At 35.2% G+C, this 14,722-nt stretch carries 16 protein-coding genes; 12 read left to right on the top strand and 4 right to left on the bottom strand.

The window, feature by feature from the left end; genetic code table 11:
* Positions 1–47 precede the first annotated feature (47 nt).
* The 4 genes from hisA to PQO00_RS07200 all read left to right on the top strand — a co-directional run bounded on the left by hisA (position 48) and on the right by PQO00_RS07200 (position 2,819).
* Positions 48–782 carry a 1-(5-phosphoribosyl)-5-[(5-phosphoribosylamino)methylideneamino]imidazole-4-carboxamide isomerase gene (gene hisA / locus PQO00_RS07215; protein WP_274184163.1) on the top strand — a complete coding sequence of 245 codons (735 nt, stop codon included), beginning with the start codon at positions 48–50 and terminating at the stop codon, positions 780–782.
* A gap of 57 nt (positions 783–839) precedes the next feature.
* Positions 840–1,595, top strand: a complete 756-nt coding sequence (gene hisF, locus PQO00_RS07210) for an imidazole glycerol phosphate synthase subunit HisF (protein WP_274184162.1) — start codon at positions 840–842, stop codon at positions 1,593–1,595.
* 68 nt (positions 1,596–1,663) lie between these two features.
* Positions 1,664–2,257 carry a bifunctional phosphoribosyl-AMP cyclohydrolase/phosphoribosyl-ATP diphosphatase HisIE gene (gene hisIE / locus PQO00_RS07205; protein WP_274184161.1) on the top strand — a complete coding sequence of 198 codons (594 nt, stop codon included), beginning with the start codon at positions 1,664–1,666 and terminating at the stop codon, positions 2,255–2,257.
* 214 nt (positions 2,258–2,471) lie between these two features.
* Entirely contained in the window at positions 2,472–2,819 is a 348-nt protein-coding gene (locus tag PQO00_RS07200) for a hypothetical protein (RefSeq protein WP_274184160.1), read from the top strand.
* Positions 2,820–3,001: 182 nt separating this feature from the next.
* Here PQO00_RS07200 and PQO00_RS07195 read toward each other — a convergent pair whose 3' ends face one another.
* Entirely contained in the window at positions 3,002–3,421 is a 420-nt protein-coding gene (locus tag PQO00_RS07195) for a hypothetical protein (RefSeq protein ID WP_274184159.1), read from the bottom strand.
* A 179-nt stretch (positions 3,422–3,600) separates the two neighbouring features.
* On the opposite strand from PQO00_RS07195, the gene PQO00_RS07190 reads away from it, so the two are divergent.
* Entirely contained in the window at positions 3,601–4,377 is a 777-nt protein-coding gene (locus tag PQO00_RS07190; RefSeq protein ID WP_274184158.1) for a tRNA pseudouridine(38-40) synthase TruA, read from the top strand.
* A gap of 80 nt (positions 4,378–4,457) precedes the next feature.
* Entirely contained in the window at positions 4,458–5,138 is a 681-nt protein-coding gene (locus PQO00_RS07185; protein WP_274184157.1) for a DUF2461 domain-containing protein, read from the top strand.
* Between the two features lie 652 nt (positions 5,139–5,790).
* On the opposite strand, the gene PQO00_RS07180 is transcribed toward PQO00_RS07185, so the two are convergent.
* The 3 genes from PQO00_RS07180 to PQO00_RS07170 form a co-directional block, all read right to left on the bottom strand.
* Positions 5,791–6,207, bottom strand: a complete 417-nt coding sequence (locus tag PQO00_RS07180) for a glyoxalase (RefSeq protein ID WP_274184156.1) — start codon at positions 6,205–6,207, stop codon at positions 5,791–5,793.
* 206 nt (positions 6,208–6,413) lie between these two features.
* A complete protein-coding gene (locus PQO00_RS07175; RefSeq protein WP_274184155.1) occupies positions 6,414–7,163 on the bottom strand; it encodes an SDR family NAD(P)-dependent oxidoreductase in 750 nt (249 codons plus the stop codon).
* Between the two features lie 51 nt (positions 7,164–7,214).
* On the bottom strand, positions 7,215–7,796 hold the full coding sequence (locus PQO00_RS07170; RefSeq protein WP_274184154.1) for a TetR/AcrR family transcriptional regulator: 582 nt from the start codon (positions 7,794–7,796) through the stop codon (positions 7,215–7,217).
* Between the two features lie 230 nt (positions 7,797–8,026).
* Between PQO00_RS07170 and PQO00_RS07165 the strand changes: the two genes are divergently transcribed.
* The 6 genes from PQO00_RS07165 to leuB all read left to right on the top strand — a co-directional run bounded on the left by PQO00_RS07165 (position 8,027) and on the right by leuB (position 14,572).
* Complete coding sequence (locus tag PQO00_RS07165; protein WP_274184153.1) at positions 8,027–8,914, top strand: DUF72 domain-containing protein; 888 nt, start codon at positions 8,027–8,029, stop codon at positions 8,912–8,914.
* Between the two features lie 12 nt (positions 8,915–8,926).
* The gene (locus PQO00_RS07160; RefSeq protein WP_274184152.1) at positions 8,927–9,313 is read left to right on the top strand and encodes an acyl-CoA thioesterase; all 387 of its coding nucleotides are present in this window, start codon (positions 8,927–8,929) and stop codon (positions 9,311–9,313) included.
* A gap of 566 nt (positions 9,314–9,879) precedes the next feature.
* Positions 9,880–11,274, top strand: a complete 1,395-nt coding sequence (leuC, locus tag PQO00_RS07155; protein WP_274184151.1) for a 3-isopropylmalate dehydratase large subunit — start codon at positions 9,880–9,882, stop codon at positions 11,272–11,274.
* 99 nt (positions 11,275–11,373) lie between these two features.
* Positions 11,374–11,970: a 3-isopropylmalate dehydratase small subunit gene (gene leuD / locus PQO00_RS07150; protein WP_274184150.1), complete on the top strand. Its 597-nt coding sequence runs from the start codon at positions 11,374–11,376 to the stop codon at positions 11,968–11,970.
* Complete coding sequence (locus PQO00_RS07145; protein ID WP_274184149.1) at positions 11,971–13,491, top strand: alpha-isopropylmalate synthase regulatory domain-containing protein; 1,521 nt, start codon at positions 11,971–11,973, stop codon at positions 13,489–13,491.
* A 22-nt stretch (positions 13,492–13,513) separates the two neighbouring features.
* On the top strand, positions 13,514–14,572 hold the full coding sequence (gene leuB / locus PQO00_RS07140; RefSeq protein WP_274184148.1) for a 3-isopropylmalate dehydrogenase: 1,059 nt from the start codon (positions 13,514–13,516) through the stop codon (positions 14,570–14,572).
* Positions 14,573–14,722: the final 150 nt, after the last annotated feature.

The following is a 14,722-nucleotide window of genomic DNA, read 5'->3' as shown; positions in this document are numbered from 1 at the left end:
AACTTTTTTAATATTTAATATTTAACTTTTAATATTTAACTCTTAAGATGAGAATAATACCAGCCATAGATATCATCGACGGAAAATGCGTTCGATTGACCAAAGGAGATTATGATACCAAGAAAGTGTATAATGAAAACCCTTTAGAAATTGCCAAAATGTTTGAGGGGTCTGGCATTGAATACTTACATTTAGTTGATTTAGATGGAGCCAAAGCCAAACATATTGTAAATTATAAAGTACTGGAACAAATAGCGTCCAAAACCAATCTTAAAATAGATTTTGGTGGTGGGCTGAAAACAAATGAAGATTTACATATTGCCTTTAATTCTGGAGCAAAACAGATCACTGGAGGAAGTATAGCCATTAAAGACCCTGGCACTTTTGAAGGCTGGATCAATAGATATGGCTCTGAAAAAATTATTTTAGGCGCAGATAGCGACCATGAAAAAGTTGCTATAAGTGGTTGGATGGAACAAAGTGAGGAAGATGTTGTTCCGTTTATTAAATCTTATCAAAAGAAAAGAATTAAATATGTTATCTGTACAGATATTTCAAAAGATGGGATGCTTGAAGGGCCATCGGTAGAACTGTATAAAAAAATCATTTCAGAATGCTCTAATAGTAGCAACAACCAATCCATTAAGCTAATAGCTTCTGGGGGTATTTCATCCATTGATGAGTTACCAATTTTAAAAGAAATTGGCTGCGAAGGGGTCATTATTGGAAAAGCTATTTACGAAAATAGAATAAGCCTGTTCGAATTAGAAAAATTTGTATAATTAATTATTTTGTCATGAGATTCCCGTCTTCACGGGAATAAAAATAAAGAGTTTTAAATGTTAACAAAAAGAATCATACCCTGTTTGGACATTAAAAATGGGAGAACCGTTAAAGGTGTTAATTTTATTGATTTACGTGATGCTGGTGATCCTGTTGAATTAGCAAAACAATATGCAGATATTGGGGCAGACGAATTAGTTTTTCTTGATATTTCTGCAACATTGGAAGGACGTGCAACTACTTTGGACATGGTATTGCATGTCGCAGAACAAGTAAACATTCCATTCACTGTTGGAGGCGGGATCTCTTCTATCGAAGATGTAGATGCCCTGTTAAAATGCGGCGCAGATAAAGTATCCATAAACTCATCGGCAGTTAAAAGGCCCGAGCTTATTAATGAATTATCCAATAAATTTGGAAGCCAGTGCATTGTTGTTGCCATAGACGCAAAAGAAATTGATGGGCAGTGGAAAGTACATTTGGCAGGTGGTAGTATTCCAACCAAAATTGATTTATTTGAATGGGCAAAAGAAGTTGAAATGCGCGGTGCTGGCGAAATTTTATTTACATCCATGAATCATGACGGTACCAAAAATGGATTTGCCAATAAAGCTTTGGCCAGACTATCTGAAGCATTGAATATCCCTATTATAGCCTCGGGCGGTGCTGGAAACGTTCAGCATTTTATAGACACTTTTAAAGAAGGGAAATCGGATGCCGCTTTAGCAGCAAGTGTGTTTCATTTTGGAGAAATTCCCATCCCAGACTTAAAAAAAGAATTAAAAGCTAATAATATAGAAGTGCGACTTTAGTCGTTTAATTGGGAATGTCTCCCTGAGCGCAGTCGAAGGGCCTTTTTCAATATTCAATAACAAAAATTATGACGATAAAATACGATAACAACGGACTTGTACCTGCCATTATACAAGATGCCAGAACAAAGCAGGTGTTAATGTTGGGGTATATGAACGAAGAAGCCTATAAAAAAACAATCGAAACCAAGCAGGTTACCTTTTTTAGTAGAAGCAAACAGCGCTTATGGACCAAAGGTGAAGAAAGTGGAAACTTTCTAAACTTAGTCGATATAAAAAATGACTGCGATAATGATACACTTTTAATTCAGGTAAACCCTATAGGCCCTACATGCCACAAAGGAACAGATACCTGTTGGCAAACCGAAAATAAACCTACATACGGTTTTTTCTCAACTTTAGAGGAAGTCATTGCTGAACGCATTTCAAATAAAGACACGAAGAAATCATATGTAGCAAGCTTATTTGAAAAAGGCATTAATAAAATAGCCCAAAAAGTAGGAGAGGAGGCTGTAGAAACAGTTATTGAGGCCATGGATGATAACGATGAACTGTTTTTATACGAATCGGCAGACCTATTATTTCACTATTTAATGCTTTTGCAGGCAAAAGGGTTCACATTAAAAGATATTGAGGAAGAATTAAAAGGAAGACATAAATAAAAGAATTTCTTGAAACGGACTATATACAAAGACAAAGCCATGCTTTCTGAGTATAGACTTTGATTTTTTTTGTCAAAAAACCGAAATTTTATTATTTAGATTCCCGTCTTCACGGGAATGACAATTTCAACGGAAACTCCGAAGCAAAGCCTTGGAGAGTTCTTTTTCGATTAAATTTCATTATATTTACTTTATAATTTAAACTATTACCCCCATGAATCTACAAAAAACTATCATGTCGTTATTGTTTTTTATAATCACGTCATCGGCCGTATTTGCTCAACAAGACATTGATGATCAGATAAATGATTTAATCAAAGAGGATAATGTTATGTTAACAGAAACAGATAAATCCTTAAAACTTTCAGAAGAGCAAGAAGCTAAGTTTCGGGAAATTTACAGATCGCTTATTGTTTTCAAAACGGAAACGTCCAAATCAAAGAAAAAGAAAGAAGCTTATAAAAATGCCTTGATGTCCAAACTAAAGGAAACAATGACTTCCAAAAAAAGTTTATTGACCCAAAAACAGTTGGCTGCTTATAATGCTTACGGAGCGAAGTAAATACCCCTTCAAATAATTTAAAAGAGGGTGAATTCTAAGTTAAAAACCAAAGAATTCACCCGTTTTTTAGTTTTTATACCAAATAAACTTCAAAATAACTGGTTAAACCCGTTTCTATTTCCTTTAGAAGAAAATATAATTCAAATTTATTTCCAATCATTTTAAAATTCATTTGGTATAATTCATGAAATCCATCCTTTTGCCTGGGATTTCCTGGAAAACCATAGAAAAATAAAGGCAAAAACAATAATCATGACGGTCATCCACAAATGTGTTATCTGTTCATTAATAAAACCATATCCCATTTGGATAATAACCGCAATTAATGAAATAACCCAAAAAATAGTGGCCCATTTTTTTCTTAATAAAAGCCCAATAGCGCCAGTAACACCGGCAAAAACGGCAATAGCAAAAGTAGCCGTTATCCATGAAGGCATATTTGCAGCCATTTCAAGTTCTTCGGCAGAGAAAGCGCTACGGTACCTTTCCGTATTATAGGCCTGTCCCAAGTAACCGTCTACCCCAAGTCCGTTCCAAACAAGAGCTATAACACTTACTATCCAAAACCAAATAGGGGGTTTGTTTGTTGATGTTTCAGTCATAATGATTAGTTTTTAGTTAGTATTCCAAATTATTGATCTGGAATACAAGGTATAAATTTTTTTGTCACAATTAATAAAGAACGTATTTTGCCCCACCCAGAATTGCAAAAAAATAGCAATTCTAACCTCTTCTTTGGAGAGGTAGACCCTTTTGGGGCGGAGAACTTTTAAATGAAAAAATGAAAAAATATTTTTACGTTTTCACCATTCAATACTTAGGCTATCGTTTTCATGGTTGGCAAAAACAACCCCATGTAAAAACGCTTCATTTGATGGTAGATAGAACTCTAAATTTTATTCTTGAAGGCAAACGGTTTAAAAGCTTAAGTTCTGGTAGGACCGATGCTATGGTGTCTGCCGAAAATGCGGCTTTTGAGTTGTTTTTATTCGAGCCTATTGAAGACAAAAAAGCCTTTCTGGAATTATTTAACCATAATCTTCCACAGGACATTAGAGCAAAAAGTATACGTGAAGTCAACGCGGATTTTAATATCATAAACCACTCAAAAATTAAAGAGTACCTATATTTATTTACCTACGGGGAAAAATGCCATCCGTTTTGCGCGCCCATTATGACGACCATCCTTGATGATCTAGATATAGATCTTATGAAACAAGGAGCTAAACTTTTTGAAGGAGAGCACTATTTTAAATCGTTTTGCTATAAACCTTCAGAAAATGGCATTTACCATCGAGAGATCCTGTTATGCGAATTAGTAGAGAACACCATTTATTCGGCAAATTATTTCCCTAAAAGAACCTATATATTAAGAGTAAAAGGCAAGGGGTTTATGAGAAATCAAATAAGATTGATGATGGGGACATTGATCGATTTGGGAAAGGGGAACCTGTCTTTAGAAGACATAAAAACGAGCCTATTACCGGATAGTGATATCAAAATGGCGTACATCGCTCCAGCATCGGGACTCATCCTTAACAATATTGAGTTTGAATAATAAAGTGATTTTTGTAATTTACCTCACCTTATTCAGGCTATAAACCTAATTAAACATCAATTTCAAAAAACACAATAAACATGGGAGTAAGAGTTCCAAAAGAAGCGCTAGATTTTTTTAAAAAGTTGGAAAAAAACAATAATAGAGATTGGTTTAACGAACGGAAAAAAGAATTTAAAGCTATAGAAGCGGAAGTTAAGCAAGTTTATAATTTAGTTTACGAAACTTTAAATACACACGACGAGATAGATAAGCTAAAAATGTTTAGAATCTATAGGGATGTTCGTTTTTCAAAAAATAAAGATCCTTATAAAACACATTTTGGCGGTTCGTTTCACAGGGCAAAACCTAGGCTAAGAGGCGGATATTACCTGCATCTTCAACCCCATAATGAAAGTTTTATTGCGACAGGCTTTTGGGAACCGGCACCTGCCGATTTATTACGGATTAGGAAAGAGTTTGAAATGGACGATGGTGAAATTCGTGATATTCTGGCAAATAAAAAGTTTAACAGTGTTTGGGGGGACCATTTTGTTGGAGACGAAGTAAAAACAGCACCAAAAGGCTTTAGTAAAGAGCATAAAGCCATTGATTTGATAAAAAAGAAGCAATACATATTTACTAAGAAGTATACGGACAAAGAAGTGCTGGATGCTAATTTCATAAAAGATGTGAATGATTCTTTTAAAGCTGTTAGACCCTATTTTAATTATATGAGTGACGTGCTTACTACAGACCTAAACGGTGTGTCTTTAATTTAGGTCCTCATTTTTATGAGGAACGGCATTACTTAACTCAACGTTAAAAGAAGGGATCAATCCCAAAAGTTGTGTGCGATGTGTGGTATGGAATCATTTATAACATGTGGGGTAATATTAAAAACTGTACCCGAAAATACAAATCGGACTTGCTCCTCCATTTTCAAAACTACCGTGAGTACACATCTATAAAAAAGACACGAATGGCACAAATTCACACGAATCCAATACTTTATGGTATTGGTTGGACTCTGCATGAATATGAATCCCTAGTCTATATAGGCTTGAAATCCTGTCAATAGTCTGAATAATTAGTGAAAATTTGTGCCATTCGTGTCCAATCTTTTTTTTGTGCTTTTTTTGTGTATTCACGGTAGTTTTCAAAAGAGAGGATAATTTCGACTAAGTCGAAATTTAGGAGGGTTAAACCTGGATAGGTCAATAACAGACCTTTTTTTCAAATCGACCAAAACTTTTACCTTAATACAACTTTTGAGCATGATTCAAAAGACGCCCAATAAATAGCTGCTTGTTCACTCCTACGGAAACAGGAATCCATATAAGAAAATGGATTTCGCATCAAGCGCGGAATATTGGAATTATGGTAAAATGTTTACAGAAACTAAAGTAGCTACAATGAAGTTGCAGAGTTTAATTAAACAGCAGCCAGTAAATCCGGTTTTTCTAAAAGTTGGATATTACTTAGCAATTCCTCTTTAACGATATGCATCATCCGCTTATTTAAAGCAGATGAATTTTTTATATACAATAGATATTCTTCAACGGTAAACTGCCCAATAATCATACCTTTTAAAGAGTTTCTAAATTTCATATCCCTTTGAATGGCATTTTCGATATAGACTAAGCGTTTCTCAATAGATAAATCATAAAAAACCGATTTATGTTTAATAACATAATTTTTAAAAACAGCTACCAACAAATCACTTTGTAACTTTGTAATAGGCCTTAACACTAAATTTTGAAAACGCTCATCACTACTCATCGTATCATTTATAGTTGTAGAAGGCACTTCTGGACGAATACTTTTTAGGTTAAATTGTCTTGTATTCATAATATTGATTTTTATAAAAGTATAGATTATTATGCCCCAAAAATTGTCGTGAACTCCTTAATTGTTAACGAATTTATTAACAAAAACATTTAAGATGCTAATTTTTTTGACTTCTAAATAAAATGAAAGACTATATAAAAGTATTTGAAACTAAAAGTTGCCCACGAACCTCTTATAATACTTTTATATAGCCTCATGATTTTTACTTAAATCTGACTTAAACCACCATCTACTTCCAATTCAACACCATTTATATAAGAAGCATCTTCTGAAGCTAAAAATAAAGCGGTTTTTGCTATTTCATCAGCAGAGCCAAAACGTCCTAAAGGTACCATCGCCGCAAACTCTTTACCTGTTTCTTCCAACACGTCTTCCGGTAAACCCATTTTTCCAAAAATAGGCGTATCTATAGGCCCGGGAGCAATCGTATTTACACGTATGCCTCTAGATTTTACTTCAGAAGCTAATACTTTTGAAAAAGAACGTAAAGCGCCCTTGCTCGCAGAGTATACACCAAAACCATCAAATGCTTTTTTATTTACGATGGAGCTCGTAAATAATATGGTACCACCGTCGTTAATATGTGGTAAAGCAGCCTTAATGGCTAAAATTGGTCCTTTAACATTGATATTAAAAGTATCATCATAATGATTTTCATCAATTTCTGTAACAGGGGCAATAGGGGCGATTCCTGCATTTAAGAATAATATATCAATATTTCCATAAGCATTCGTGGCTTCTTTTATAAGCTTAATATTATCTTCTGGTTTTGAAACGTCTGCTAGAACAGTAATAAAATGGCCCTCTAGGCTTTTTGCTACTTCGTCCAGGGCTTCTTGGCGTCTTCCCGAAAGAACAACCTTAGCACCTTCTTTTAAGAACAATTTGGCCGTTGCTAAGCCAATTCCACTGTTTGCGCCAGTTATTATAGCGACTTTGTTTTTCAATTTACTCATAATTTGCGTATGTTTATTTGAAACAATCGTTCCAAATAGAATTAAAAAAAATTAAATTAATGTTTGTATAATAGTCTTTACAATAGTTTGTAAGTCTTTTTTATTAGATATCAAGATCCCGGTCGTTCTAAAACCTTGTATGGATGAAAACAAATACAAAGCATATTCCTTGGAGGTTCTATGGCGATTAATGGTAGATTCTTTCTGGCCTTTCTTTACCAATTCTTCTAATAGTTCCATAAAAAAACGCTGATTGGAGCTCAAAAAATTTATTATAGATGTTTCTTGATTGGCCATTTCTGAGATACAATTGGTAATCAAGCAGCCTTTATCTTCATTATCACTAAGAATTTCATTTAAATAAAATTCAAAAAGAAGCTCTATAGCATGTAAAGCATGATCTGCCTTATCCATAGTCTCAGAAATTTTTATAATATATAGGTCCTGATAAGACTTCAAGCATTCTAAAAATAAATCCAGTTTACTTCCAAAAGAATTATAAATACTCGATCTGTTAAGGGCAGTAGCATCTACCAAATCTTGCATAGATGTGGCGTTATAGCCTTTTTCATGAAAGACATCAGTAGCCTTTTTTAAGACTAGCACTTTATCGAATGTTTCTACTTTCGGCATATTTATTTGAAATGAACGTTCCAAATATATAAAAATATTCCAAACACCACTGTTAAATTTTTGTTATTACGACAAAAGCACTAAAAATACTTTTAAAATTTTTACTTTTGATCACGAATTTATTTCGGTATCCAGAATATTAAATAATAATGAAAAGCTGAACTTTTTTGAATGCCATCCTTCATAACTTTTTCCACGTAATAAAATGTGGCTAATGAAACGATAACCATATGAAATTTGGAAGTGTAGAAACCCCAGAAATAATAGACTTTACTTTACCGAAAGATCATATAGGAACCCATAAAGTATTAAATAAAATAAAAGATGGTAACATGCCTGAAATTTATGTGGGTTGTGCCAAGTGGAATAGGGCAGACCTTAAAGGGTTTTACCCAAGAGGTACCAAAGATGAGCTGGCATATTATTCAAGACAATTCAACGCCATCGAATTAAATGCCACTTTTTATAGAATTTTTTCGGCAGAACAATTTGCCACTTGGTATAACAAAACACCTTCAGGATTTAAATTCTTTCCTAAGTTAAATCAGGAAATAAGCCATTGGAAACGATTACATGAAACCCAAGCTATTGTTGAGGATTATTTATACAGCGCATCCCATCTAAAAGAAAAATTAGGCACCATCTTTTTACAAATGCACAGTAATTTTGCGCCCAAAGATTTTAATAAGGTCATTACTTTTGTGGAAAATTGGCCTAAGGAAGTCCCTTTGGCTATTGAATTTAGACATACCAACTGGTATAACGATGCTTCTGTAGCTAAAGAACTGTACCAGTTATTAGAAGAAAATAACATCTCTAATGTTATTGTAGATACTGCGGGCAGACGCGATTTAATGCATATGCGTTTAACGAATGCTACTGCTTTTATTCGCTATGTTGGTACCAACCATCCAACGGACTATTCCCGCTTGGATGATTGGGTAGAGCGATTAAAATTTTGGAAAGATTCTGGAATTAAGGAAATTGACTTTTTTATCCATCAAAATATAGAAAAAGAGTCCCCTTTGTTATCGGCATATTTTATTAGAAAAATCAATCAAGAATTGGGGTATTCTTTGTCCATCCCAAATGAGGATAAACAACAAAAATTATTATAAAAATAAAACCACATGAGATTTCATACGCGAAAATGGGTAAAACCGGAAGATTTAAATCCTAACGGAACATTATTTGGAGGTAGATTATTAGAATGGATAGACGAGGAGGCTGCTTTGTATGCCATTATTCAACTCGAAAACCAAAAAATTGTAACCAAATATATGAGTGAAATAGATTTTAAGGCTTCGGCCAAACAAGGCGATATTGTAGAAATTGGCATTGAAGTTGTTAAATTTGGAAATGCGTCTCTGGTGTTGAGCAGTGAAGTTAGAAATAAAATGACCAGGGAAACTATTATTACGATCTCTAATATTGTCATGGTAAACCTTGGAGAAGATGGCAGAACGAAGCCCCACGGAAAAACACGAATAGAATATGTGGCGGATAGACTGAAATAGATGTAGGTGAGGATGCATGATTTTAATACTAACATTATGCCTTTTAAACTTTTAATTGCTGACAGTCCTTTTTTAGCTTATTAATAGTCGAAGACCAATTGGAGTTCTAGTTTTTATTAGCATTTCGACTTCGCTAGATAAACTATAGTCGAAGTACCCAATGTGACAAATAAAGAACAAATTACATTAACTTAATGACATTGAACTAGGCTATACCTACGCTTTTTACCTTGAACTTCAATTTTTTATTTCTAAATATTCTATGCCATTTTATAGAGACTTAGCTATACAAAAATTGATGTTTTGGAAATTATAATCAATTTTGATGTTTTATTGCATTTAATTTAAAGAATAGACTGTTTGTTGGGGATTTTATAAAAATTTAATAGCAAAGTATCTTCTACACTAAAAAGACTGCAAAAAAAAGTAGTTTTTTATAAATTTGCTTACTAAATATACAAGAACCCATCTTGACTTTTTGTGTTTAACCGAACTGCCACAGGCAGGTTTTAGGAAATAGTAATAAAGGTCAAGAAGCGTTCAATACATTAAATTTTAAATATTTTATGAGCAAATCATTATTTGACAAAGTGTGGGATTCGCATGTTGTAAAAAAGATTGAAGGCGGACCAGATGTATTCTTTATTGATCGCCATTTTATACACGAAGTAACAAGTCCTGTGGCTTTTTTAGGTTTAAAGAATAGAGGTCTAAGCGTACTGTACCCAGAGCGTACATTTGCTACGGCCGATCATAATACACCTACTATTAACCAACATTTACCCGTTGAAGATCCGTTATCGGCAAATCAATTAAAAGCTTTGGAAGATAACTCTAACGAATATGGTATTAGCCATTGGGGACTTGGTCATAAAAAAAATGGGATTGTACACGTCGTAGGTCCCGAAAACGGTATTACCTTTCCCGGAGCCACCATTGTTTGTGGTGATTCACATACATCTACTCACGGAGCATTTGGTGCCATCGCCTTTGGTATTGGAACCTCTGAAGTTGAAATGGTATTGTCTACACAATGTATCATGCAGCCAAAACCTAAAAAAATGCGCATTAATGTCAATGGGCAATTAGGAAAAGGCGTGACACCTAAAGATGTAGCGCTTTACATCATTTCAAAATTAACAACTTCCGGTGCTACAGGGTATTTTGTAGAATATGCAGGTGATGTTTTTGAAAATATGACCATGGAAGGTCGTATGACGGTGTGTAACTTATCTATTGAGATGGGTGCCCGCGGTGGTATGATTGCTCCAGATGAAACGACCTTCGAATATTTAAAGGACAAACCGCTATCTCCAAAAGGAGACGCTTGGGATCAAGCAGTCGCTTATTGGAAAACCTTAAAAACTGAGGACGATGCCATTTTCGATAAAGAATTAACTTTCTTGGCTAGCGACATAGAACCTATGATTACCTATGGAACGAACCCAGGTATGGGAATTGGTATTTCCAATAATATTCCTAATGCCGATGCTGTTGAAGGTGGTGTTGCTACTTATAAAAAGTCTTTAAACTATATGGGGTATGAGGAAAATGACTCTATGATCGGTAAAAAGATCGATTATGTTTTTCTGGGAAGTTGTACTAACGGTAGGATTGAGGATTTTAGGGCGTTTGCTTCTATAGTTAAAGGAAAACGAAAAGCAGACCATGTTACGGCCTGGTTAGTGCCTGGTTCTCATGAAGTAGAAGACAAAATTAAAGAAGAGGGGATTTTGGATGTGATTACTGAAGCTGGATTTGTATTAAGACAACCTGGTTGTTCTGCATGTTTAGCCATGAATGATGATAAAGTACCTGCTGGAAAATATGCGGTAAGTACTTCTAATAGAAACTTTGAAGGACGTCAAGGCCCTGGTTCCAGAACGTTGCTTGCCAGTCCATTAGTGGCAGCAGCAGCGGCAATTACAGGTATAGTAACCGATCCAAGAGACTTATTATAATCCCCTAAATCCCCAAAGGGGACTTTTGAAAGGGATATTTATGAAAAACAATTATAATAAAACTGCCAATTAAATACTGGCAACAGAATACTAAAAAACATGGCTTACGATAAATTTAATATACTAACAAGCACAGCAGTTCCATTGCCACTAGAAAATGTCGATACGGATCAAATTATACCTGCAAGGTTCTTAAAAGCTACAGAACGCAAAGGATTTGGAGATAATTTATTTAGGGATTGGAGATATAATAATGACAATACCCCAAAGCAGGACTTTGTATTGAACAACCCTATTTATAGTGGTAAGATTTTAGTAGGAGGAAAGAATTTTGGTTCTGGTTCCTCTAGGGAACATGCAGCGTGGGCGGTTTATGATTATGGATTTCGCTGTGTAGTATCTAGCTTTTTTGCAGATATATTTAAAAACAACTGTTTAAACATAGGTGTTTTACCTGTACAAGTGAGCCCTGAGTTTTCAGAGCAGATCTTCAATGCCATATATGAAGATGCCAATACTGAGATCGAAGTAAATTTACCAGAGCAAACCATTACGATTAAGTCTACTGGAGCTCAAGAGTCTTTCGATATTAACACCTATAAAAAAGACAACATGCTTAATGGTTTTGATGATATTGATTATTTACAAAACATAAAAGGAGAGATAGAAACATTTGCTAATGGTTTGATGCTATAAATGGCAATGAAGAGGATAGAAATAATGGATACGACATTGCGCGATGGTGAACAAACCTCGAGCGTGTCGTTTTCTGCTTCAGAAAAACTAACCATTGCTAAGCTTTTATTGGAAGAGCTAAAGGTAGACCGTATAGAAATAGCTTCAGCTAGAGTCTCCGAGGGCGAACTTCAAGCAGTAAAAGACGTCACTAATTGGGCAAAGAAAAATGATTATTTACATGCCGTTGAAGTCCTTACTTTTGTTGATAAGGGCGTCTCCATAGATTGGATGATCGAAGCGGGAGCTAAGGTACAAAACTTACTTACTAAAGGTTCATTAAATCATTTAACCCATCAACTAAAAAAGACTTCAGGTCAGCATTTTAAAGAAATATCAGAAGCTGTTTTATTAGCTAATAAAAAAGGTATTGAAACCAATATTTATTTAGAGGATTGGAGTAATGGCATGCGCAATTCCAAAACGTATGTTTTTGAGTTTTTAGAGTTTCTTTCAACACAGCCTATTAAACGTATTATGCTTCCCGATACTTTAGGAATTATCACCCCTAAGGAATCTTACGATTTTGTAAAGGAAATCAAGGATACTTACCCGAATTTGCATTTCGATTTTCATGCACATAATGATTATGATCTAGGTGTCGCCAATGTTATGGAAGCACTCAAAGCTGGTGCAGACGGACTCCACTTAACCATTAACGGTATGGGTGAAAGGGCTGGTAATGCCCCTATGGCAAGTACTATTGCCGTTATTAATGATTTTATGCCCGAAGTAGAAGTTGGGGTAAACGAAAAAATGTTGTATTCGGTCAGTAAGCTGGTCGAAACATTTTCGGGTGTTATGATTCCAGCTAACAAACCTGTGATTGGAGCCAATGTATTTACGCAAACCGCAGGCATACATGCCGATGGGGACAATAAAAAGAATTTATATTTTAGTGATTTATTACCAGAGCGCTTTGGCAGAACCCGTAAATATGCACTCGGGAAATCATCTGGAAAAGCTAATATTCAGAAAAATTTACAAGAATTAGGACTTCAGTTAAACGATGATGATTTAAGGAAAGTCACCCAACGTATTATTGAATTGGGTGACAAAAAACAAGTGGTCACCAAAGAGGACTTGCCATATATTATATCTGATGTTTTAGATTATACGTATGAAGAAAAGGTTAAGGTCAATTCTTATGTATTAACACATTCAAAAGGCCTAAAACCATCCACAACGGTTTCAATTACCATAAATAACGAAAACTTTGAAGAAAATGCTCAGGGCGACGGACAATTTGATGCTTTTATGAATGCCATCAAAAGCATTTTCAAAAAGAAAGATATGATCCTGCCAGGTTTAATTGACTATGCAGTAAGGATTCCCCCGGGAAGCAACTCTGATGCTTTATGTGAAACCATTATAACCTGGAAAGATCACGATAAGGAGTTTAAAACGCGTGGTCTTGACTCGGATCAAACGGTGTCTGCTATTAAGGCAACCGAAAAAATGCTAAACATTATTATTAATTAAAGATTACCATAAAACAAAATAAATGAAATTTAATATTGCCCTTTTAGCCGGAGACGGTATAGGACCAGAAGTCATAGAACAAGCTGTAAAGGTAAGTGATGCCGTTGCTAAAAAATTCGGACATGAAATCACCTGGAAACCAGCATTAACCGGTGCAGCAGCCATTGATGCTGTTGGAGAACCTTATCCAGATGAAACCCATGATGTTTGTGCTGCTTCAGATGCCGTTTTATTTGGTGCTATTGGTCACCCACGTTTCGATAACGATCCGTCTGCAAAAGTTCGCCCAGAACAAGGTTTGTTAAAAATGCGTAAAAAACTGGGTCTGTTCGCTAATGTAAGACCAACTTTTACATTCCCATCGTTAATAGATAAATCACCACTTAAAAGAGAACGTATTGAAGGTACCGATTTGGTGTTTTTACGTGAATTGACCGGGGGTATCTACTTTGGAGAAAAGGGGAGAAGGGATGAAGGCGAAACAGCTTATGACAATTGTGTTTACACAAGAGCTGAAGTACGACGATTGGCAAAAAAAGGTTTCGAATTAGCTATGAAGCGTTCTAAAAAACTGTGCTGTGTTGATAAAGCGAATGTTTTAGAGACCTCTAGATTATGGAGAGAGACCGTTCAGGCCATGGAAAAAGATTACCCAGAAGTAGAAGTGTCCTATGAATTTGTTGATGCCGTAGCCATGCGATTGGTACAATGGCCTAACAGTTACGATGTCTTGATTACTGAAAATTTATTCGGTGATATTTTAACAGATGAAGCTTCGGTTATTTCCGGTTCTATGGGATTGATGCCATCGGCATCCATGGGAAGCGATATTGCTTTATTCGAGCCTATTCACGGGTCGTATCCGCAAGCTACGGGGTTAAACATTGCAAACCCTTTGGCCACCGTACTATCTGCCGCCATGATGTTTGAAACCGCATTTAACCTACCAGAAGAAGGTGCTGCCATTAGAGAGGTTGTAAACAAATCGTTAGCAGAAGGTATTGTTACCGAAGATTTGGCCAATGGCGAAAAAGCATATGGAACCCAAGAAGTAGGGGACTGGTTGGCTGCTAATATCTAATATACTACTCTAATTTATATTTAAAACGTGGACGCTCTCATTATTTAGTTCACGTTTTTTTTAACAAGTGATTTCTTAAAACTAGTACTATCAGGGAATCATAATTATTTATAGCGAAAACGTAAGTGGATAATATGGCACTTACGCTTT

Origin of the sequence: Flavivirga sp. 57AJ16, assembly GCF_028736925.1 — a bacterium.
Taxonomy (GTDB): domain Bacteria; phylum Bacteroidota; class Bacteroidia; order Flavobacteriales; family Flavobacteriaceae; genus Flavivirga.
The sequence above is the reverse complement of the archived record's forward strand: the minus strand, read 5'-3'. Positions and strand labels throughout refer to the sequence as shown.

Bases quoted from the DNA above. Each gene is read 5' to 3' on its own strand.
- hisA (WP_274184163.1), top strand. From the start codon at position 48: ATGAGAATAATACCAGCCATAGATATCATCGACGGAAAATGCGTTCGA.
- hisF (WP_274184162.1), top strand. From the start codon at position 840: ATGTTAACAAAAAGAATCATACCCTGTTTGGACATTAAAAATGGGAGA.
- hisIE (WP_274184161.1), top strand. From the start codon at position 1,664: ATGACGATAAAATACGATAACAACGGACTTGTACCTGCCATTATACAA.
- PQO00_RS07200 (WP_274184160.1), top strand. From the start codon at position 2,472: ATGAATCTACAAAAAACTATCATGTCGTTATTGTTTTTTATAATCACG.
- PQO00_RS07195 (WP_274184159.1), bottom strand. From the start codon at position 3,421: ATGACTGAAACATCAACAAACAAACCCCCTATTTGGTTTTGGATAGTA.
- PQO00_RS07190 (WP_274184158.1), top strand. From the start codon at position 3,601: ATGAAAAAATATTTTTACGTTTTCACCATTCAATACTTAGGCTATCGT.
- PQO00_RS07185 (WP_274184157.1), top strand. From the start codon at position 4,458: ATGGGAGTAAGAGTTCCAAAAGAAGCGCTAGATTTTTTTAAAAAGTTG.
- PQO00_RS07180 (WP_274184156.1), bottom strand. From the start codon at position 6,207: ATGAATACAAGACAATTTAACCTAAAAAGTATTCGTCCAGAAGTGCCT.
- PQO00_RS07175 (WP_274184155.1), bottom strand. From the start codon at position 7,163: ATGAGTAAATTGAAAAACAAAGTCGCTATAATAACTGGCGCAAACAGT.
- PQO00_RS07170 (WP_274184154.1), bottom strand. From the start codon at position 7,796: ATGCCGAAAGTAGAAACATTCGATAAAGTGCTAGTCTTAAAAAAGGCT.
- PQO00_RS07165 (WP_274184153.1), top strand. From the start codon at position 8,027: ATGAAATTTGGAAGTGTAGAAACCCCAGAAATAATAGACTTTACTTTA.
- PQO00_RS07160 (WP_274184152.1), top strand. From the start codon at position 8,927: ATGAGATTTCATACGCGAAAATGGGTAAAACCGGAAGATTTAAATCCT.
- leuC (WP_274184151.1), top strand. From the start codon at position 9,880: ATGAGCAAATCATTATTTGACAAAGTGTGGGATTCGCATGTTGTAAAA.
- leuD (WP_274184150.1), top strand. From the start codon at position 11,374: ATGGCTTACGATAAATTTAATATACTAACAAGCACAGCAGTTCCATTG.
- PQO00_RS07145 (WP_274184149.1), top strand. From the start codon at position 11,971: ATGGCAATGAAGAGGATAGAAATAATGGATACGACATTGCGCGATGGT.
- leuB (WP_274184148.1), top strand. From the start codon at position 13,514: ATGAAATTTAATATTGCCCTTTTAGCCGGAGACGGTATAGGACCAGAA.